The sequence below is a fragment of the Yoonia sp. 2307UL14-13 genome (genome assembly GCF_037572755.1).
In the GTDB taxonomy this organism is placed as follows: Bacteria; Pseudomonadota; Alphaproteobacteria; order Rhodobacterales; family Rhodobacteraceae; genus Yoonia.
Genome location: NZ_JBBIFZ010000001.1, coordinates 929,589 through 950,255, shown reverse-complemented (window position 1 = coordinate 950,255; position 20,667 = coordinate 929,589). Strand labels below are relative to the sequence as shown.

Here is a 20,667-nt window from a genome sequence, read left to right as displayed (position 1 = left end):
AAAATGTTGCTGAAGTGTGGCCAATACAAGAGGCCAAGCCGCGATCGATATGGACTGGTATACTAGACCGCGGTGGAGTTTGCGCGCGATGCGCGCGAGAGATTGCCGGCGGCTGCTGGCATCAGGCAGGTTATCGCGTTTTTGTTCGCTTTTTGGGTTTTTTTGCCGCCATCGTATCGATCCGATGGCGGCGCCGTCGTTTTATTACTTCAGAACCAGAACATCACGCCCAAATCGGCACCGAAACTCTCGAAATCTTCCTCACCGACGCCGTCCGCGAAGACCTTGCCCGAGACGGACCAGCTATTGGCGCTGAAGAGCTCGACCCCAAGATCGACACGTCCGCGCAGGTCGCGCGGGACCTGGCTGTCGGCATCTTCGCCGAACGCCCAGATGCCCGTCGCACCCGCGACGATGTTGCCGTCCGTACCGCCCGCCTGGAAAGGTATCAGAAAGCTGGACCCGATGTCGGCCTGGCCGTAGGCGATGCGCTTGTCTTCCACATCGCTGGCGCCAAGCGTATAGGCGTCGGTGTCATCGACGAGATAGCCCAACGCGACCCGCGGTACGAAAAGCGTGCCGTTGTCGAATTCCCGCTGGCTGGAGATCTGCAGATTGGCCAGCCAACGGGTGCTGTCCACGCCGTCGGCGGTGTCGGTTCCGTCGGTGATATCGGTTTGCGCCTGACCGGCGAGGATACGACCGTCGAACGTGAAGTCCGTGATTTGGTAGATCCCGTAGACACCTGCCATATATCCGGTCGAGTCGAAGTCCAGGCCATCGGCTCCGTCCTGTTCGGCGGTATCACCCTGCAACATGACACCGAATATCGCCACATCGTTCGCCCACACATCCGCGCCGAATGTGGCAGCCAGCGTGTCAAGACCGGTTCCTTCGAGCTCGGATGTGGTGCCGGTCAGGGCGGACCAGATCGGGCCACCATATCCACCGTTATCCTCTTTGCTGAAACTGCGGGCCTTGGACACGATTTCTTCGCGTTCGTCCGGGGTCACGCCTGCCGCTTGAAGCGTGGACAGGGACACGAAACGTGAAGGTCTGACGACAGGTGAACCGCCGCCGCCACCGCCGGGGAAGTCACCAATATCAGGGAACGAAGGTGGGATCTGCCCCTGAAGCGGCGGTGGATCGGGTTCGTCGGGCTCTTCCTGAGCGATGGCGATATCCGCCCAAAACAGACCGAAAACAATAAGAAGCGATGCTTTGAAAAGCATTGAAAGGCGTGTCATACGCAGAAAATCCCCCAAGATAATCCAGTAATATCTTCGATACCTGCTCTTTACCGGGATAGAAAGGGGGTTGCTTTGGTCGGTTCGCGAAGGCGGCAAATTGCCATGCCGCCCCGATTTTTCCCGTCGGGCCGATCAGAACCAGATCATGACCCCAAGATCGGCACCGGCGCTGACATAATCTTCGTCGCCGAACCCGTCGGCAAAGACCTTGCCCGACACAGACCATGTTTCACTGCCGAAAAGCTCTAGCCCAAGATCGACGCGGCCGCGCAGATCGGGTGGCACCTGACTGTCGGCGTCTTCACCGAAGGCAAAGATGCCGCTGGCCCCAAGGATAACGTTTCCATCTGTACCGCCGAAATTCACCGGAACAAGGACGTTCGCCCCGATATCGGCCTGACCGTATGACACGATCTGTTCTTCGATATCATCGGTGCCGATCGTGTAGGCATCCATCGTATCTTCGAGCCAGCCAAGTGACACGCGGGGCAGGAACCACGTGCCGCCCGCAAGTTCCCGTTGGCTGGAAATCTGGAGCGTCGCCAGCCAGCGCGTGCTTTCCACACCGTCAGTCCGGTCGCCCCCGTCGATGACATCATTTTCGGATTGGCCGGCCATGATCCGACCATCGAAGGTGAAGTCCGTGACCTGATAGATCCCATAGATACCGGCCATGTAACCGGTCGCTTCGAAACTGTTGGTGGTCACACCGTCCTGTTCGGCCGTGTCACCCTGCAACATGATACCGATGATGGTGCTGTCGTTGCTCCAGACATCGCCGCCGATGCTGACGGTCGCGGTGTCGAGCGTGTTGTCGTTCAGTTCGGCGCGACGTCCCGAGATGTTGGCCCAGATCGGACCGCCAAAACCGCCGTCATCGGTGCCGCCCTGTGTGGCGAGGTCACCGACATTGCGCATGTCGCGCCGCGTCAGAAGGTCGGGTTGATCGCCCAGAATGGCCGCGGCGCGTCCGCTTTGCAGACAAACCGATGATGCTGCGGGGCGCGCCAGGGCTGCGCTTGCGATACCGGTGTCGCCATCGCCATCGTCGATGATGATCACGGGGTCCTGTTCATCCGGCGCACATTGTGCAACCGCGATCGCGGGAAAAAATGACAGGCCAGCCAGAGTCAGGCTGGTGAAAATGCTGAAATTCAACAGAAATCTCATAATGGAAGCCTTTCGAAAATATCGGAAAACGGATCGTCGGTCGATGTGAGTCCACACCGATCTGACGCAAGGGTAAGCCAAAGCCGGGCGGTTGTCAGGTCGCGTCGTGGGAAACGTTCCGTGCCCGTTTCTTTTCTGCCACTTTGATCTGATCCCAAAGCGCGTCCATCTCGGCCAGATCGCTGTCGGTTGGGGTTTTGCCGCGGGCGGCAAGCGCATCTTCGATCTGTTCGAACCGGCGGGTGAATTTGCCGTTGGCGGCGCGCAATGCCTCTTCTGGGTCGATCTTGAGATGCCGGGCGAGGTTGGCCATGACGAACAGAAGATCGCCGAATTCCTCGTTGCGTTCCGCTGGGCCGAGTGTGTCGCGTGCTTCGACCAGTTCGCCGGCCTCTTCGACGATCTTGTCGATGACATGGGTCGTATCGGGCCAGTCAAAGCCGACCCGCGCGGCCCGTTTTTGCAGTTTGACGGCACGGGTCAGGGCCGGAAGACCGATGGCCACGCCGTCCAGCGTGCGTTTCTGCGCCTTGCCCGCCCGTTCCGCCGCCTTGATCTTTTCCCAATCGGCGACCTGCTGTTCGGCGGACTTGTCGCGGGATTCGTTTCCGAAGACATGCGGGTGCCGTGCGACCATCTTGTCGGCGATGTTTTTGACGATGCTGTCGAAGGTGAAATGCCCCGCCTCTTGCCCCATTTGGGCATGATAGACGGTTTGGAGGAGGAGATCGCCCAGTTCACCCTCCAATTCAGCCCAATCCTGGCGAGCGATCGCATCGGCCACTTCATAGGCCTCTTCGATCGTGTAGGGGGCGATGCTGTCGAAATCCTGTTCGATGTCCCAGGGGCAACCGGTGTCGGGGTCGCGCAGGCGGCGCATGATTTCCAGGAGGCGGGGCATACCGCCCTGCGGGTCGTGGATGCGTGGATCGTCGGTCATGCGGTCCCCCTTTGCCGCGACGCTAGCGAAAGGGTGGCGGGGGGCCAAGGGGCGGTGTGCAGGTCGTTGTTGCATTTCACAAAAAAACCGCGCCCGTTTGTGGCGCGGCTTTGTCGTGGTGATTTCAAGTCGGCTTAGAACTTGAAAGAACCGCGGATCGAGAAAGTGTCGATGTCGAAATCCGTTTCGATACCGTCGATGTCGTCGTCGAACGTTGTCCGGCGGGCCAGATACTCAGCGCCGACCAGGAAGCTGGGGTTGATCGCATAGTCAACGCCAACACCGAAGTTGAAGCCAGTTGCGTCGTCATCAACGCGCGAGATGCCCGCAACAGCGTAAGGCAGGAATTCACCGGCATCGAAGCCAACGCGACCTTTCAGGTCGAACAGGTCAATGTCGCCGGAAACACTGTCACCGTCGATGACAAATTCGACGTCAGTCGCTGTCGAGAAAGCGATTTCACCGCCGTAGACGATCTGGTTGCTTTGCGCCAGGAAGCCACCGAAGAAACCGATTGTGTTGCTGTCTTCCGCTTCGAATGTTTCGCTGTCTGTCCCGTTGTCCAGCGTGAATTCATTCGTGAGGTTGGGGCCGAACGAAAGGCCGGAGTAACCGCCGGTCCAGTCGGCCAGTGCTGCTGTTGGCAGCAGGAAAGTCGTGGCAAGTGCAACGCTTTTCAAAGTTGTCATATTCATAAGTCCTATTTTCGAGTCGTTGAGCGGAAACGCGCTCATGCGGTGCTATTCACCCGGTGATTGTGGCGAGTCCATGACCGTCGATCGGAAATTTATTGTTGTCTTTGAAAGCGTTGCATTTCTGCAATGCTGCACCGCAGAATGCCAGAGGAGGATCGGTTGCACTCGGCCTGACCGTTGCCGAGTTAGAGGTGTAAAGACGCCCTTAACCCCATGCATCCGCACCGACGCCGTGATCGCGGTATGTCATAGCAGACGGAATGTTTGCTGACATTTCGTGGTTGCCGTCAGGGCAGCCAAAGGTCATGATTTCGATGATAATTTCTGAACCGGACAGGACCCTCGGATGCCCATCATCAACCGCATCGCTGATTTCTCGGACGACATGACGGCGTGGCGTCGTCATCTGCATGCCCATCCAGAATTGCAGTTCGATTGCCATGAGACGGCCGCGTTCGTTGTCGACAGATTACGGGCGTTTGGGGTCGATGAAATCCACGAGGGGATCGCCACCTCTGGCATTGTCGCCATTATCAAAGGGCAGGGTGAGGGCCCGACGATTGGTCTGCGTGCGGATATGGACGCGCTGCCGATGGACGAGATTACCGGCCTCGATCATGCCTCGACAATTCCCGGGAAAATGCATGCCTGTGGTCATGACGGTCATACGACGATGCTGCTGGGCGCGGCCCGTTATCTGGCCGAGACGCGGAACTTTGCGGGTCGTGTCGCGCTGATCTTTCAGCCTGCAGAGGAAGGTGGTGGTGGGGCCGACGTGATGGTGCGCGACGGCGTTATGGATCGGTTCGACATAAAGGAAATCTATGCCCTGCATAACGCGCCCGGTCGTCCCGCTGGGTCGTTTCATACGGCACCGGGGCCGATCATGGCCGCGGTTGACACGTTCGATATCCGGATCACCGGTATCGGCGGTCACGGTGCGATGCCGCATGAGACCGCCGATCCGATCGTTGCAGCGGCCGGCATCGTCAATGCGATCCAAACTATCGTGAGCCGCAATCATTATGCACAGGATGAACTGGTCATCTCGGTCACGCAGATTCATACCGGATCGGCTGATAACATCATTCCCGCGACGGCCTACATCAACGGGACCGTCCGCACCTTCAAATCAGAGGTACAGGGCATGGTCATGGCACGGCTGGAGGAGATCGTCGAGGGGCACGCAAAAGCCTATCGCGTGACCGGCGATCTGGATTATCAGGTGGGCTATCCCGCGACGGTCAACGATACCGGGCGCACGGCCTTTGCCGCTGACGTCGCGCGCGAGATCGCGGCTGATGTCGTCGACGATGCAGGCCCCGAGATGGGGGCCGAGGATTTTGCCTATATGCTGCAAGAGCGTCCGGGCGCCTACCTGTTTGTCGGCAATGGTGACAGCGCAGGGCTGCATCATCCGGGTTATGATTTCAATGATGAGATCGCCGCTGTGGGTGCGTCGTTTTTCGCGCGGCTGGTCGAGCGGGCGTTGCCGGCGGAGCGTGCGGCATGACGCTGGATAAGGCCCGTGATGTGGTCGATACCGCGTTCACGCGGACGGAAAAGCGGGGCCTGTCATACGAGAATGCCTTTGGCGGGGCGACATCGTTCATGCGGCGGACCTATACCAAGGATTTGGGTGGGTTCGACCTTGCCGTCACCGGCGTCCCCTTCGATCAGGCGGTGACCCACAGGCCCGGCACGCGGTTCGGGCCCCGCGCCATTCGCGAAGCCTCTACCCTTCAGACATTCGATCCGCCTTATGGGTGGGATGGGTTCGACCCGCTGGGCGAATGCGCCATCGCCGATTATGGTGACATGCCGTTCGACTACGCCGATGTCCGGGCTGTACCCGGGCAGTTGCAGGCCCATATCGCTGGCATCCTGGCGCAAGGTTGCGGGGCGATCACTTTGGGCGGTGATCATTTCATCACGCTGCCGATCTTGCGGGCCCATGCCGACACATATGGCCCGATGTCCGTCATCCAATTCGACGCCCATTCCGATCTATGGCCCGATCAGGATATGGACCGGATCGATCACGGCACGATGATGTACAAGGCGGTCAAGCTGGGGGTCGTGGATGTAACGCGGTCCATCCAGATCGGCATTCGGACCGAATGCGACGATTATGTGGGGATGCCCTACATTGATGCGCGCACCTGTCACGAGAAAGGGACCGATTGGGTCGTGGGCCGGATCAAGGATCGGGTGGGGGACCATCCGGCCTATGTGACCTTTGATATCGACGCGCTCGATCCGGCCTTTGCCCCCGGAACGGGCACGCCGGTCTGGGGTGGGCTGGCATCATGGCAAGCGGCTGCGATGCTGCGTGATCTGGCCGGGATCAACATGGTCGGCGGTGATGTGGTCGAGGTGTCGCCACCCTACGATACTACCGGGGCGACGGCGATTGCGGGCGCGCATGTGGCGATGGAGCTTTGCTGCCTCGCCCTCTGGAACAAACGCAATGGTTGAGTGACCCGACGTTTGCGATAATCGGGACTGGCGGAAATCCGCCGATCGCTGTATGGCTCTCACAGGGCTGAATTTGGGTGTGGGCGACATGCGTTGGTTACTGGTTTTGTGTGCTGGTTTTGTTGTGGCCGGGCTGCTTTTCGTGCGGTTCGCGCCGGCGCATATCGCCAGCGTGCATCGTCCGCCGCAGGTGGAAATGCCGGGTGACTATCCCCACGACGGCGGTGTTCTGGTCGTCCGCAAGATCACGACGACACCGGACCGCCTGCTGCATGTGCTGGACGATGTGATCCGCAGGACGCCGCGCACCGATCTGATCGCGGGAGGCATCGCGGAGCAGATCATGACCTATCAGACACGATCACCCTGGATGGGCTTGCCCGATTATACGACGGTGCAGATCGTGACGCCCGACGGTGACGATGCGCCGATCCTGATGATCGACGGACGTCCGCGTTTTGGCCGATCGGACCATGGTACGAATGCCAGCCGGATCGGGCGTTGGCTGGACGAACTCGGGCTGTTGATCATCAAGGCCTGATCGGGCAGACCGGGCCTGTCCCGATACTCGAGAGGCTTCACCTGATGCGTATTCTGGCGATCTTTGCTGTCGTGTTCATTGTCTTGATGGCGTATATCAGGCTGGCGCCAAACAAGGCGGATACTTGGCATCAACCGAGCATGTTGACAGGTCCTGGCGATTATCCCGAAGAGGGCGGTTTTCGGGTGGAGCGCCGGATTGCGGCCCCAGCAGATGATGTATTGTCCAGATTGCGGAGTATCGCGCTGGCCACCCCGCGCACAGACATTTTGGCCGGATCAGTTGAAAGCGGTTTGATCACATTCATCACGCGGTCGCGGATCATGGGTTTTCCTGACTACACGACCGCCTCCATATACGAGGATACACTCAGCATTTATGGGCGTTTGCGTTTTGGCCGTTCCGATTTGGGCGTCAATCAGGCCCGGGTTCAGGCGTGGCTGGCGCAGTTGGATGGCATGATCGAAGCCTCTTGACCAGGCTATCCTGATCGGCCAAGCGGAACGTCATGATTGCAGCAGACAAGATCGAACAGCTCATCGACCGTTTCCAGTTTTTGGAAGCGAAGATGGCGGAGGGAAGCACCGGTGCGGATATCGCGGCGTTGGGCAAGGAATATGCGGAACTCCGCCCGGTGGTCGAAACGGTGACCGCCTACAAGGATCTTGTCAGCCAGATCGCACAGGCCGAGGAAATGCTGACCGACCCCGAGATGAAGGAACTGGCCGAGGCGGAATTGCCCGAGTTGAAGGCGCAGTTGGCCGCGTCCGAACACGACGTCCAGCTTGCGCTGCTGCCCAAGGATGCCGCCGATGGCCGCCCTGCGCTGATCGAGATCAGGCCGGGGACCGGCGGTGATGAGGCATCGCTTTTCGCCGGTGATCTTTTGCGGATGTACCAACGCTATGCCGAGGGGCAGGGCTGGAAATTCGAGATTTTGGAGGAAAGCCAGACCGAGTTGGGCGGCATTAAAGAGGTGGTCGCGCGGATCGCGGGGGATGGCGTCTTTGCCAAGATGAAGTTCGAAAGCGGTGTGCACCGCGTGCAGCGCGTCCCCGAGACGGAAAGTGGCGGGCGCATCCATACCTCAGCCGCGACGGTGGCCGTTCTGCCCGAGGCGGCGGATGTGGACATCGACATCAACCCGGCCGATATCCGCATCGATACCATGCGGGCCTCCGGGTCAGGCGGACAGCACGTGAACACGACGGATTCGGCGGTGCGTATTCTGCATGAACCGACGGGTATCATCGTGGTCAGCTCCGAAAAGTCGCAGCACCGCAACCGCGAGATTGCGATGCAGGTGCTCAAGACCCGGCTGTTTGATCTGGAACGGCAGAAGGCCGCGGATGAACGTTCCGCCGACCGCAAGGCGCAGGTGGGGTCGGGGGACCGGTCAGAGCGGATCCGGACCTATAATTTTCCGCAGGGGCGGATGACCGACCACAGGATCAACCTGACGCTTTATTCTCTGGGGCAGGTGATGCAGGGCGATCTGGATGAGGTGATCAGCGCGCTGCAGGCCGATGCGCAGGCCACATTGCTGGCGGAGATGGGGGGGTGACCACCGTTCAGGACGCGTTGCGGCAGGCGAACCTAGTTTTGGCCGAGGTTGGCATTGCTGGAGCGCCGCATGATGCGCGGCGTCTGATGGCGGCGACGTTGGACGTGGGGCCGGATCGGGTGACGCTACATAGCCAGGATGCTTTGGACGACATCCAAGAGGCCGCGTTCTTTGCGTCGGTCTATGCGCGCGCAGAGGGGACGCCGGTTTCGCATCTGGTGGGTGGACGGGAGTTCTTTGGCCGCTGGTTTGTCGTGACCGAAGATGTGCTGGACCCGCGTCCGGAGACGGAAATCCTGGTGCAAGAGGCGTTGTCAGAGACTTTTCTAGATGTGCTTGATTTGGGAACTGGGTCCGGGGCGATCCTTGCGTCGCTCTTGGCAGAACGACCGGTGGCTATTGGCGTGGGCAGCGATATCTCAGAGCCCGCGCTGTGCGTGGCGATACGGAATGCCACTGCACATGAGGTTGATACGCGCGTGCATTTTGAAGTGTCGGATTGGTATGGGTCGATTGGTGGGCAATATGACCTCATCGTCTCAAACCCACCCTACATCGCGGCAGATGAAATGGAGGACCTTCAGCCAGAGGTGCGTCTTTATGAACCCCGCATCGCCCTCACGGACGAAGCGGACGGCCTGACCGCCTATCGCAAGATCACCGCGGGTGCGCCGGATCATCTGAACCCGGGTGGCCGCTTGATCGTCGAGATCGGGCCGACGCAGGCCATTGCCGTGTCGAATATGATGCAAGCTGCGGGTTTGACAGGTATCGAGGTGCGACAGGACCTTGACGGTCGCGATCGCGTTGTTTTGGGCCGAAAGCCGCTTTGATCGCGCGAAAGCTGGCGAAAACCGCGAGAATGCGTAATTTGGGCTTGTTTTGCGCGCATTCACATGTTTAATCACATGCATCGGTTGGTTTGATCGCCTTTTGGCCTCACCCCGATCAGTCGCCAATACATCGCAAGGCCATATCGAATGCGCACATCAGGTGCGAAGGTCAGCGAAACGACAGCCAAGGGCTTGAAAGCACATTTATGAGATCATCGAAGTCACGGTCGCGGAACAAGAACCGCAATAACCGACCCTCGGGCGGGAACATCATCAACCGGGTATTTGACAGCTCGGGTCCCGACGGGAAGGTCCGCGGTACGCCGCAACAGATCATCGACAAGTACAATCAGCTGCACCGCGATGCCGTGCTGGCCGGTGACCGTGTGGATGCGGAAAACTATGCCCAGCATGGCGAGCACTACACCCGCATGCTGGCCGAGGCGCAGCGCGAGGTCGAGGCCCGCCGCGAAGAGCAGGAAGAGCAGAACCGTCAACGCCAGGCCGAACGCGATCGCGAACGGCAAGAGCGGCTGAAGGCGCAGGAAGCGGCGTCGAATGATCCCGGGGCGATGGACCAACCTGACCTCGGTGGTTCTGCGGACGAGGGGGATACCGGGCTGGTCGAGACACCGGAAGAAAAACCCAAGCGTCCGCCGCGTAAACCGCGGCAACGCAAGCCACGTCCCGAGCCGGATGGCGGCGGCGATACAGCCCCAGAGGCGGCAGAGTGAAAGATCAGCCCTCCGATTTCGGGGGGCTTTCTTTTTCGCGGATTGTTGTTGTGGGTGCAAATGGCGCCGGGAAGACGTGGCTCGCCCAGCGACTTGGTTTGCCGGTGATCTCCAAAGATGCCCTGGCTTTGACGACCGGATGGCAGCAGCGGCCCTATGATACGATTCAGGTTGATATAGCCCGCCTGATCAACGCGAAACGCTGGGTGCTGGAAGGCGGCCCATCGATTCTTTCAATGCCCGTCCTGGCAAGGGCCGAATTGGTCGTCTGGCTGGATTTGCCCGCTTTCCTGCGATTTCGCAGGGTTGTTTGGCGCAGCATACGGTATGCCGGTCGCACGCGGCCCGAGCATCCGCCGGGCAATCGCGATTGGCCGGGGCCGCGGCAATGGCGGTTCGCATGGCGGGCCTTTACGGGTGGCAAAGGCTTTCGGGCGGCGATCACGCGGGCCTTGCACGGCACGGAGGTGCCGGTCGTCAGGTTACAATCCGTTGCAGAGGTTGACCTTTGGTTGCGGTCCGCGCGAGAGGTTGCGGGTCAGGCCGGAGACGGATGAGCTCGAAACCCGCCCGCGACATCCGATCCGAGGTCCGGGATCACGTCCGGGCCAGCGATCTTGCGAGCGCACAGAATGCCTCCAGCCCGACTTGTTCCGCGCGTTCGGTCGGCGCGATACCCACGGTCTGCAAATGACCTTCGATATCGGGACTAACCGACTTCAAAGCTGACCGCAGCATTTTCCGTCGTTGGTTAAAGGCCGCCGCGACAACCCGGTTCAGGATATCCGCATCCGCAGGATAACGCGGGGCGGGCAGGGCGGTCAGATGCACGACGGCAGAGTTCACCTTGGGCGGGGGGCTGAACGCCTCGGGCGGCAATTCCATGACGATCCGCGCATCGGTGCGCCATTGCGCGAGTAGGGCGAGCCGTCCATAGGCCTTGCTGCCGGGCGTGGCGACGATCCGCTGTGCGACTTCGCGTTGAAACATAAGCGTCAAGCTGTCCCAGAAGGGCGGCCATGTGGGTGGGGTCAGCCAGCGAACAAGCAATTCGGTACCCACATTGTAAGGCAGGTTGGCCGCGACCTTGATCGGGCTTTGCAGATGGGCGCGCGGATCGACGTCCAGCGCATCGCCCTGGATCGCCTCGAGCCGTCTAGGATAGGCCGCGCCGATTTCGACCAATGCGGGCATGCAGCGTGGGTCTTTTTCGATGGCGAGGACCTTGCGTGCGCCTTCGGCCAAGAGGCCTCGGGTCAACCCGCCGGGTCCGGGGCCAATCTCCAGAACATCCGACTGCGTCAGATCGCCCGCCATCCGCGCGATCTTGGCGGTGAGGTTGAGGTCGAGGAGAAAGTTCTGCCCCAGTGACTTCTTTGCGGCAAGCCTGTGCTGCGCGATTACATCGCGCAGGGGCGGCAGGTCGTCGATCCCGCTCATCCGCGCGCGCGGGCCATATCCGCCGCCATGCGCAGCGCATTTATCATGGATGTGGCATCGGCGATGCCCTGACCGGCGATATCGAAGGCCGTGCCGTGATCCGGCGAGGTACGGATGAACGGCAGCCCCAGCGTGACGTTGACCCCACCGGCGAAATCCAGGGTCTTGATCGGGACAAGGGCCTGATCGTGATACATGCAGATCGCCACGTCGTAACGCGCACGGGCACCGTCGTGGAACATCGTGTCGGCGGGCAAAGGGCCGACGATGTCGAAACCTTCGGTGCGCAGGTTCGTCAGCGTGGGTATGATCATGTCGATCTCTTCCCGGCCCATCTTGCCCAACTCGCCGGCATGTGGGTTCAGGCCGGCGACTGCGATCCGCGGGGCCACGATGCCAAAGTCTTTTTGCAAGGCATCATGCGTGATCCGGATCGTGTCCGAGAGCAGGTCGGTCGTCAGATGTTGCGGCACCTCTGCAAGGGGGATGTGGATCGTCGTCGGCACCACTCGCAAGGCGTTGCAGGCCAGCATCATCACGACCCGTTCCACCCCCGCCAATGCGGCGAGGTATTCGGTATGGCCGGGATAGACGAAATGCGCACCATCGTGCAGCGCAGCCTTGTTGATGGGGGCGGTGCAAAGGGCGCTCGCCTCGCCGCGTGTAGTCAGTTTTACACCTGTCGCGATCGCGTCGATGACGCCCTGCGCATGCGCTGCCTGCGCAATTCCGGGTGTCGCAGGGCCGCCGAAATCTCGTACGATGACGGGCATCGCGTGCGGGCAGATCTTGCTGGCATCGGCCACGTCCGAGATAGGTTGAAAGGTGGTGCCGTCAGGCAAATGTCGCGGATCGCCGATCCAGAGGGTCGGGATATCATCGCGTGTCGCTGCCCAGGCCGCCGCGGCGATTTCGGGGCCGATCCCCGCCGGTTCGCCGCAGCTGATGGCGATGGGTTTCATCGCTACCTGATCACCGCAGAGGCGCGCAGATCGGACAAGAGCGCGTCGGCGAAAGCGGCAAGCCGTTGGCTGCGGATCTGGTTGCGCACCGCATCGGGGTCAGCCTCTTCCTGACCGGCAGCGGTACGGCTGCACAGCATCAACAACATGGTGGTCTGGCCGTTGTTCCGGACGAGGTTGGTCGAGATCTCGCCCGGGTCCAGCCGGGCCAGTTCCAGCGCCACATCGCGCGGAATTTCAGCTGGCGCCACGTCTTGCCTGTCCAGCACTTCGGGTGGCTGGTTGCGGGCGATGCCGTAAAGATCGTCGCAGGTGTCGACGCGGGCCGCGACTTGCCCGGCGGTACCTTGATCGCCAGTGATATAATAGGCGGCATAGTCGATGCTGCTGGGGGCCGCGACGGACTGTGCGACCTCGCGCACGCCGCGCATCTGGAACAATGCGATGCCATTGGTGATAGGCAGGGGATCGGTGACTTCGCCGGGTTTCAGATCAAGCAGGATTGCACGGATTTGCGGTGGATAGTTGGTAATCGGCAGCCATCCCAACCGTCCGCCTTGGTCACGGGACGGCAGGGCGGATACTTCGCGCGCAGCGGATTCGAATGCGCCGAAAGAACGGAAATTTGAGATACGCTCGGCCGCGGCCTGCGCCTGACGCGCGCGATCAGGCGGGGCGGGGATGATGATCTCGGACAAGAGCACCTGGATCGCCGTGCTGCGCCCCCCACGTTGTGCGATCGCGCGTTCGATATCCGCATCGGTGATCGTCACCTGCCGCCCGAAACGGGCGCGCACATAGTCACGCCAGCTGACGCCGACCTTCACGAAGTCGCGAAGGGTGGCCTGATCGATCCCGTTTTGCTGCAGGACCCGTGTGAATTGTTCAAGGTTCAGATTGGCGCGACCGGCGAATTCTTCCATGGCGTTTTGCAAGGCCTCATCGGACAATGTGACGCCGGCACGGGTCAGTTCCTGTTGTCTGAGCCTGTCCTCGATCAGTCCTTCGCGTGCCTGTTCATCCAAATCCCCGGGCGTGCGGAACACCTCGAGCAGGCGCTTGCGCTGGTCGAGCTCGAAGCGGGTGATCACACTGTCGTTGACGGTAATCGCTGGGCTGAACTGGCCCTGTGCGCTGCCGATCGTGGCGGTGGCGAAAGCCAGCATCATGGCGATGAGCGTGACGATGGAGAGACGTGCGCGCATGCGGTTCCTCTTGTTTTGCGTCATTGTCGGCAAGCGGTTGCTTTTCCGCCGCCCGAGCGTCCTGCGGAAAAGCCGCTAAGCGACCCGCTGAGCCCGTATGTTGTTGTCGGATCGACCGTATCGGAAGATGTGTAGCGGCGCGAGGCGGAAACGTCGATGGTCACGCATTCGTTCTGCCAGGTCAGGCCCACCCCACCGCGTACGGGCCGGTCCTCGGCCACGTTGTAGCGCGCATCGAAGTTGGCCGACCACTGGTCGTTCAGTTTGAACCGGCCGTCCACGGTCCATTCCGAAAGGGTGTCCAGCCGGTTTTCCAACGGGTCTTTCAGTTCCCAGATATAGGCGGCGGAGAGGGACACATCGTTGTTCTGCCAGACGATCAGACCCGCACCGCGTGTCACCTCGCCTTCATCGTCGAACAAGGCGCGGGCGTCGAAGACGAAACCGGTGGGGATGCGTAATTGTCCGGCCAGCAGCCAATCGGACTGGTCGGTGTCAAGGCCCGAGGACGGGGTGAAATCGTCCAGCACAGTGTCGCGATAGACCCGCCCGAATGTCAGGGTCGATGTGATCCCGCGCGCACCAAGCCGGGTCCAGCTCCCGCCGACGGCGATGCGATTGCCTGTCTCGACCGCATCATCGCCGGAAAAGCGCGAAACATCGAAAAGGTTGCCCTGGTCGAATTCGTTGCGCGTGCTGTCTTCGTTGGGTGGCGTATCACCGATGGCCCGCGATGTGGCGACATGCAGGGCAGGTTCAATCAGATGAGACGTGCCGCCGCCAGTGGTCATCGACAGGGGCCATCGCAATGCGACGGCTGCATGCGGCACGACACGGGTTTCGCTGCGTGCGAAACGGCCGTCATCCTGAATGTCATAGGCATCGGCGCGCAGGCCCGTTTCGATCTCGGCCAGAATACCGCTGTCGAAGGTCAGATCGTCGCGCCACCGCGCGGCGACGCCAAGCCGGGTGACGTCCCGCCCCGCATCGCCGTTCGTATCGCTATAGCGGTAGGCGGTATCAAGAGACGCGGACATGTTCAGCATACCGCCAAAGCGCGGCCGCCGTCGGATTTCATAGCTGACATCGGCCACGATCGGTAGGAGCGATGAGTTGACCTCGTCATCGCGCAGGGTCTGATAGTAGGTAAGTTGCGCCTGTGTGAGCGTGTCGGCGGTGACCTCGGTCAGGCTGATCGCGCTGTCGAGCCTGTCTTTGTCGGAATAGCCATAATCCAGCAGATACGCCTTGTCGCTGGTCGCTTCGATATCGAAGTCGAGGATGTATGCGTCATTCAGGCGGAACCGTCCTTCCGCGAAAAGGTATGACCGATTTTCGTCGACAAGGCTGTCATTGCTGTAGGCTCCGTCGATGCGCAGGTCGCCATTTGCGAAAGCCTGTCGATAGATCAGTTCAAGCGTGCGCGTTTCAGGAGCGAGATAAGGCGTCAGCGTCAGGTCCCTGTGATCGCCCAATGTGATGAAATAGGGAAATTTGATGCCGAAACCCAGTTGCGTCGTGTTGCGCTGTTGCGGAATCAACAGACCCGTCGCGCGTTCCAGCGTGGGATCAGGCAATCGCATGCGCGGGACCCAGAAGACCGGCACATCGCGGATCAGAAATGTGGCGCTGTCGAAATAGAGCTGCCGTTCCAGTTCGTCGTGAACGACACGTTCGGCCCGGATGCTCCAGAGCGGGGCGCGTCCGGCGCAGACATTGCAGGATGTCGCTGCGGTTTTGTAAAGCTGGGAATAACGACCGTCCTGCCTGTCGATCTGGTTCGCCGCCAGTTGCAGTTGCTGATCCAGCACCAGCCGCGCGCCTTGCAGCATCCCATTTTCTAGTTGTGCGTCGATATTGGCGCGGTCGGCGGTCAGGATCGTGCCGTCTGGTGTCTGAATGACGATCGGGCCGTTTATGATCAGCCGGTCGCTGGGCTGATCATAGATGATCTGGGTGGCCCGCAATGTCGTGCCTTCGTAAAGCACCTCGATATTGCCGCTTGCGATCAGCTGATCCTGATCATTCAGCGTGACTCTATCGGCGACAAGTGTGGCGGCCCCTTGCGTAAGCCCGAGGGTTGGCCAGAACAGACAGAGCAGCAGAAGAACATGCCGCATCAGCCGTCCTCGTTATGCAGCAGAAAGCCAAGCGATATCCCCATGGCCGCCAACGGCGGGGCCCACGCCGCGAGGATCGCCGGAAGCTGCCCGTTTTCACCCAGGACCTGCGCCAGATTGCGGATGAAATAGATGACGAAGGCCAGGAGGATCGCGAACATCACCATCAACCCCGTCCGCCCACCGCGTTGATGCCGCAAGGTGAAGCTGGCACCGATCATGACCATGGACATCAGAAAGGCGGGCAGGGCGAGTTCTCCGTGGAACCAGACAAGGTGACGCTGCGCGGAAAATCCGGCCGTGCGCAGCCGGTCGATGAAGGTCGGCAGCTCCCAGATCGGGATCGATGATGGCGTGCCGAAACTGTTGCGGATTTGATCTGCCGTCAGATTGGACGCGATTTGCAGAACCTCTTGTTGCGTTGCGGCGGCCTCGGGCGTTTGCGCGCCTTGGAGGTCCCATATCTTTGCATCCTGCAACGTCCAGCCATCCGACACGAGGAAGGCCCGACCCGCATCCACCCGTTGTGCGGGGCCGCCGCCGGGCGCGAAGGTGATGAAGGTCACGTTGTTCAGCGCCGTACCGTCCAGATTGGCGCTTTCGGCGCGGATGACGGTTTGTCCGTCGGCATCCCCCTGCCGCAGCCAAAGACCGGACGACCCGATCGTCAGGACCGAGCTTTCCCCTTTCAGTGCGTTGCTGCGGGCCTCGAACTGTTTGGAGGTCCCCGCGACGATGGGGTTGAGGATCGCCACGCAGATCAGGCCGATGAACAGGGCCACCGCCAACGGCGCAAGAAGGGCGCGCAGGGCAGAACGCCCTGCTGCGCGGGTCACGACCATCTCTGACGATCGGGCCAGGCTGAGGAACAATGCGATTGACGAAAGGATCATGATCAGCGGCATGATCCGATACAGCCCCTGTGGGACATTGAACAAGGTCAGGACGAACACGTCCAGGAAACCTGCGTTTTCGCGCGTATAGCGTCGAAGTTGTTCAACGAAATCGACGAATAACAGGATCAGAAAGAAGATCGCGAGAATACCCATAAACGTGGTCAGAAATCGACGTGCAAAGTATCGATGCAGTATCATGTTGGGGCTGCCCCTGCATCCGGGTGCCGTTTGAATAGATAGGGCCGAGCCGCGGCGAAAAGCAGGCACCAAACCATGACGAACCCGACCAGGCCGGGAATGTAGACGGCGAACCAAAGCCGCGGGTCGTTGCGCGCGAGGTTCAGCGCGCCGGTTTCGATGCCTTTGACGATGATGATCAGAAAAATCGCGACGACGATTTGTCGCCACACGCCGAACCGGCTGAACCCGCCGACAAGAAGCGATGCAAAACCCAAAAGCGCCGCGACGACGCCCAGAATGGACTGAGCGAAACGGTCATGCGCACGGGACAATAGCTTTGACGCGGAGTCGCCGGTTTCCTCTTGCAATGTGGCTGTCGGGTTCAGCAATTCCCACGTCGGCACATGCGATGCCCTGCGCCCGCTGCGCTGCGTCCGGTTGACCAGCGTGCCGATGTTGTAGACGAAATCATCGAAAGATGTGGTGAACAGCCGTTGATCCTCGGTCAGGAGTGTCTGCGCCATCCCGTCGATCATGACCAACTGCGTTTCGCCCGAGTCACGCACCAGATAGGCCTGCGCGGCCGTATAGGTGATTTGTTCGTCCGGGTTGCGCGTGTCCGACAGGAAGATGTCCAAAAGCTCGCCGGCCGGCGTGACCTCACGCACGTAGAAGGTGACGTTCGCGACCGGCTCCATGAACTGGCCGGGCGTCAGCAGCCGTGCGGTGACGTTCTGCGCGATATCACGTTCGCGCTGGTCCAGCCGCGCCGAACTGGCCGGCACCAGAAGGTGCATCAGGATCGACATGATCACAAAGACGATCAACCCGAAATAAAAGACTGGGCGCGCAAGACGATATGCCGAATATCCCGTCGCCTGCACGACGACCAATTCGGATTCCGTCGTCATGCGGTTCGTGACATAAATCGCCGCTGCAAAAGCCGCCAGCGGCAGGGCCAACCGGATCACGGTGGGTAGGGTAAGCGCCGTGAATTCCAGGAAAACAAAGGCGGATTGTCCATCCGCGATCAGTTGATCGAACAGGATCACGGCCCTGTTGATCCAATAGATCAGCACAAGGACAAGGCTGAAGAACCCGAACAGCATCATCAACTGCGACAGCATGTATCTGTCAAATCGTCCCAATGCGCGTTCCTTGCCGCTTGCCTGCCTGATTTTCGGCAAACTAGCCCATTCGCCGCGGGGATTGAACAGCTATCTGGCCTTTGCGAGGGGGGCAGGCTACCTATGGCGGACACGCAACCAAAAGGAGCCAGCATGACCATACCACCCGAGATTCACTTCAAGGATGTCGATCTGGATGCCATTGCAGCGGCGAAGGGCAAGATCGCGGTTTTTATCGGTGCGGATGGTAAGCTGGATGCAGGGGCCCGGCGGGTCAATCGCTTGACGCGCAAGGCGCTGACCCGCCTGACCGAAAGCGACGCTTTCGGCAAGATGGACGGGGGCGATATAAAAACGCTGGCCTATCCGATGGGGCTGGCCGCCGATGCCGTGCTCGTGGTCAAACTGGCCCGGCGCCCCGATATGACGGCCGCCCGAAAGGCGGGTGCGCAGCTGGCCAAGGCCATGGGTGATACGGATTTGCTGGTCGTGGCGGGCAGGATCCGCCGCGCCGATGAAATCGCGTTGGGGCTGGCCTTGCGGTCATACAAATTCGACGATCATAAAACCGGCGACAACGCCGATCGGGGTGCCGTGACCTTCATGGTGTCGAAAGCCGAAGAGGTGGCGAAATCCGCCGGTCCCATGGGCGCGATCGCCGAAGGTGTTTTCTTTACCCGTGATCTGACGAACGAACCGGCCAACATCCTGACCACAGACGATTTCGCGGCGCGGCTTGCGGCGATGCAGGAACTGGGGCTCGATGTCGAAATCCTGGAAGAGGGCGACCTTGAAAAGCTGGGGATGCGGACGCTTCTGAGCGTGGGGCAGGGCTCGGCCAGCCCGTCGAAAGTCGTCGTGATGTCATGGAACGGCGGCGGGGATGAGGCGCCTTTCGCGCTGGTCGGTAAGGGTGTGGTGTTCGACACAGGCGGGATCAGTTTGAAACCGGCGGCCGGCATGGAAGACATGACCATGGATATGGGCGGCGCGGGCGTCGTCGCGGGCGTGATGCGCACCCTCGCCCTGCGCAAGGCGAAGGCCAACGTAGTCGGTTTGGTCGGCTTGGTTGAAAACATGCCATCCGGCACCGCCACGCGGCCCGGCGATGTCGTCCGCTCGATGAAGGGCGACACGGTCGAAATCATCAACACCGACGCCGAGGGCCGTTTGGTTCTGGCGGATGTGCTGTGGTACGCACAGGACCGGTTCAAACCGGCGGGGATGATCAACCTGGCGACATTGACCGGGGCGATGGTCGTAGCGTTGGGGCACGAAAACGCCGGGGTCTTCTCCAATTCAGACGATCTGGCGGGCGCGTTCCTGAAGGCTGCAGATGTCGAAGGCGAAGGCGCGTGGCGCATGCCGATGGGCAAGGCCTATGACGCGCTGCTGAAATCTCGGATTGCAGATATGAAGAATGTGGGCGGACGGGCCGCTGGGTCGATCACCGCCGCACAGTTCCTGCAGCGGTTTGTGCGGGAGGAAACCCCCTGGTGCCATCTCGATATCGCCGGTGTGGCCAGCGTGAAGAAAGAGACGGCCTTTGCCCCCGCTGGCGCGACCGGCTGGGGTGTCATGGCGCTCAACCGGCTGATCGCCGACAGGTACGAGGCTTGATTGGGCGCCGTATTCTTTTACCACCTGACCGATAGCCCGCTTGAGGCCACCTTGCCGATGCTGATCGGCAAGGCGCGCGGGGCGGGGTGGCGCGTACTGGTGCGCAGCCTTGATGCCGCGCTGACCAAGCGGCTGGATGACGTCCTGTGGCTGGGCCCGGAGGAGGCGTTCCTGCCGCATGGCGTTGCCGGAGGTCCGCACGACGCGGATCAGCCGGTGCTGCTGGGGGACGCGACAAGCGACGGGTTCGGCTGCCTGATGAGCGTCGGCGGCGCAGAGGTGAGCGCGGCAGAGGTCGGCACGCTGGAACGCACGTGCATTCTATTCGACGGCCACGACGGCGACGCGCTGCAACATGCGCGCGGTCAGTGGAAAACGCTCACGGATGCTGGCTGCGCGGCGCAATACTGGGCGCAGGAGGGTGGGCGCTGGGTGATGAAGGCTGAGAAAGGCGGGGTGGGTTGATGCGAAGCGGACTTGCTTCTTATCGTGTCCGGGGTGTTGTTAGATGGCGGGAACGGAGGCTTGAATGCGAAGCACGCCAATGTTGATGGTCGAGAACGTTCCGGCATCGGCGCGCTGGTATTGCGAACTCTTGGGAGCCGACAATGACCACGAGCGCGACGACTTCGATCAGATTGTTTCGGGGTCGAATGTTCTGGTCATGCTTCATTGCATTAGTGAAGGAGAGCACGGTTTGATGGTGCCGCGAGAAGGCGAGCGCCGGGGCGTCGGCTGCGCGCTATGGTTCTCGACTGATGATTTGCCGGCGGTCTATCGTCGGGCCAAGAACTTGGGCGCGGACATCTTGGTCGAACCATGGGACAACCCTCGTGCGGGATGGGAGGAGTTCTCGGTCCAGGACCCGGACGGCTATATAATCAATCTGCATTCGTAGTCCCGCCACGGTCC

General features: G+C 60.8%; 21 protein-coding genes. 11 read left to right on the top strand and 10 right to left on the bottom strand.

Going from position 1 to position 20,667, the window contains the following annotated elements:
- Positions 1–209: 209 nt before the first annotated feature.
- The 4 genes from V8J85_RS04925 to V8J85_RS04910 all read right to left on the bottom strand — a co-directional run bounded on the left by V8J85_RS04925 (position 210) and on the right by V8J85_RS04910 (position 4,049).
- Positions 210–1,247, bottom strand: a complete 1,038-nt coding sequence (locus V8J85_RS04925) for a hypothetical protein (protein ID WP_339952566.1) — start codon at positions 1,245–1,247, stop codon at positions 210–212.
- A gap of 135 nt (positions 1,248–1,382) precedes the next feature.
- Positions 1,383–2,420, bottom strand: a complete 1,038-nt coding sequence (locus V8J85_RS04920) for an autotransporter outer membrane beta-barrel domain-containing protein (protein WP_339952565.1) — start codon at positions 2,418–2,420, stop codon at positions 1,383–1,385.
- Positions 2,421–2,514: 94 nt separating this feature from the next.
- Positions 2,515–3,360, bottom strand: a complete 846-nt coding sequence (gene mazG, locus V8J85_RS04915) for a nucleoside triphosphate pyrophosphohydrolase (protein ID WP_339952564.1) — start codon at positions 3,358–3,360, stop codon at positions 2,515–2,517.
- Positions 3,361–3,494: 134 nt separating this feature from the next.
- The gene (locus V8J85_RS04910) at positions 3,495–4,049 is read right to left on the bottom strand and encodes an outer membrane protein (RefSeq protein ID WP_339952563.1); all 555 of its coding nucleotides are present in this window, start codon (positions 4,047–4,049) and stop codon (positions 3,495–3,497) included.
- 352 nt (positions 4,050–4,401) lie between these two features.
- Between V8J85_RS04910 and V8J85_RS04905 the strand changes: the two genes are divergently transcribed.
- The 8 genes from V8J85_RS04905 to V8J85_RS04870 all read left to right on the top strand — a co-directional run bounded on the left by V8J85_RS04905 (position 4,402) and on the right by V8J85_RS04870 (position 10,762).
- On the top strand, positions 4,402–5,568 hold the full coding sequence (locus tag V8J85_RS04905; protein ID WP_339952562.1) for a M20 aminoacylase family protein: 1,167 nt from the start codon (positions 4,402–4,404) through the stop codon (positions 5,566–5,568).
- The gene (gene speB / locus V8J85_RS04900; RefSeq protein ID WP_339952561.1) at positions 5,565–6,533 is read left to right on the top strand and encodes an agmatinase; all 969 of its coding nucleotides are present in this window, start codon (positions 5,565–5,567) and stop codon (positions 6,531–6,533) included. Before V8J85_RS04905 ends, speB begins: the two co-directional genes overlap by 4 nt.
- Positions 6,534–6,621: 88 nt before the next feature.
- On the top strand, positions 6,622–7,074 hold the full coding sequence (locus tag V8J85_RS04895) for a DUF1499 domain-containing protein (RefSeq protein WP_339952560.1): 453 nt from the start codon (positions 6,622–6,624) through the stop codon (positions 7,072–7,074).
- Positions 7,075–7,118: 44 nt separating this feature from the next.
- The gene (locus V8J85_RS04890) at positions 7,119–7,550 is read left to right on the top strand and encodes a DUF1499 domain-containing protein (protein ID WP_339952559.1); all 432 of its coding nucleotides are present in this window, start codon (positions 7,119–7,121) and stop codon (positions 7,548–7,550) included.
- A gap of 32 nt (positions 7,551–7,582) precedes the next feature.
- A complete protein-coding gene (prfA, locus tag V8J85_RS04885; RefSeq protein WP_339952558.1) occupies positions 7,583–8,638 on the top strand; it encodes a peptide chain release factor 1 in 1,056 nt (351 codons plus the stop codon).
- Positions 8,635–9,471 carry a peptide chain release factor N(5)-glutamine methyltransferase gene (gene prmC, locus V8J85_RS04880; protein WP_339952557.1) on the top strand — a complete coding sequence of 279 codons (837 nt, stop codon included), beginning with the start codon at positions 8,635–8,637 and terminating at the stop codon, positions 9,469–9,471. Before prfA ends, prmC begins: the two co-directional genes overlap by 4 nt.
- 206 nt (positions 9,472–9,677) lie before the next feature.
- On the top strand, positions 9,678–10,205 hold the full coding sequence (locus V8J85_RS04875) for a DUF4167 domain-containing protein (RefSeq protein WP_339952556.1): 528 nt from the start codon (positions 9,678–9,680) through the stop codon (positions 10,203–10,205).
- Complete coding sequence (locus V8J85_RS04870) at positions 10,202–10,762, top strand: DNA topology modulation protein FlaR (RefSeq protein WP_339952555.1); 561 nt, start codon at positions 10,202–10,204, stop codon at positions 10,760–10,762. Before V8J85_RS04875 ends, V8J85_RS04870 begins: the two co-directional genes overlap by 4 nt.
- Before the next feature lie 40 nt (positions 10,763–10,802).
- Here the strand turns inward: V8J85_RS04870 and rsmA are convergent, their stop codons facing one another.
- Genes rsmA through lptF form a run of 6 tightly spaced genes read right to left on the bottom strand, consistent with a single transcriptional unit; the run spans position 10,803 to position 18,135 of the window.
- Positions 10,803–11,645, bottom strand: a complete 843-nt coding sequence (gene rsmA / locus V8J85_RS04865) for a 16S rRNA (adenine(1518)-N(6)/adenine(1519)-N(6))-dimethyltransferase RsmA (RefSeq protein WP_339952554.1) — start codon at positions 11,643–11,645, stop codon at positions 10,803–10,805.
- Positions 11,642–12,607, bottom strand: coding sequence for a 4-hydroxythreonine-4-phosphate dehydrogenase PdxA (gene pdxA / locus V8J85_RS04860; protein ID WP_339952553.1), 966 nt, complete (start codon positions 12,605–12,607; stop codon positions 11,642–11,644). The genes rsmA and pdxA overlap by 4 nt, the downstream gene beginning before the upstream one ends.
- Before the next feature lie 2 nt (positions 12,608–12,609).
- Positions 12,610–13,836, bottom strand: a complete 1,227-nt coding sequence (locus tag V8J85_RS04855; protein ID WP_339952552.1) for a peptidylprolyl isomerase — start codon at positions 13,834–13,836, stop codon at positions 12,610–12,612.
- Entirely contained in the window at positions 13,833–15,932 is a 2,100-nt protein-coding gene (locus tag V8J85_RS04850; RefSeq protein WP_339952551.1) for an LPS-assembly protein LptD, read from the bottom strand. Before V8J85_RS04850 ends, V8J85_RS04855 begins: the two co-directional genes overlap by 4 nt.
- Entirely contained in the window at positions 15,932–17,026 is a 1,095-nt protein-coding gene (gene lptG / locus V8J85_RS04845) for an LPS export ABC transporter permease LptG (RefSeq protein ID WP_339952550.1), read from the bottom strand. Before lptG ends, V8J85_RS04850 begins: the two co-directional genes overlap by 1 nt.
- The gene (gene lptF, locus V8J85_RS04840) at positions 17,023–18,135 is read right to left on the bottom strand and encodes an LPS export ABC transporter permease LptF (protein ID WP_339952549.1); all 1,113 of its coding nucleotides are present in this window, start codon (positions 18,133–18,135) and stop codon (positions 17,023–17,025) included. The genes lptG and lptF overlap by 4 nt, the downstream gene beginning before the upstream one ends.
- A 153-nt stretch (positions 18,136–18,288) precedes the next feature.
- On the opposite strand from lptF, the gene V8J85_RS04835 reads away from it, so the two are divergent.
- The 3 genes from V8J85_RS04835 (at position 18,289) to V8J85_RS04825 (ending at position 20,653) form a co-directional block, all read left to right on the top strand.
- Entirely contained in the window at positions 18,289–19,755 is a 1,467-nt protein-coding gene (locus V8J85_RS04835; RefSeq protein WP_339952548.1) for a leucyl aminopeptidase, read from the top strand.
- Positions 19,756–20,220 (top strand): DNA polymerase III subunit chi, encoded by a 465-nt coding sequence (locus V8J85_RS04830; protein WP_339952547.1) that lies wholly within the window; start codon positions 19,756–19,758, stop codon positions 20,218–20,220. It abuts the gene before it with no gap.
- A 79-nt stretch (positions 20,221–20,299) separates the two neighbouring features.
- On the top strand, positions 20,300–20,653 hold the full coding sequence (locus tag V8J85_RS04825; protein WP_339952546.1) for a VOC family protein: 354 nt from the start codon (positions 20,300–20,302) through the stop codon (positions 20,651–20,653).
- The last annotated feature ends 14 nt before the right edge of the window (positions 20,654–20,667 follow it).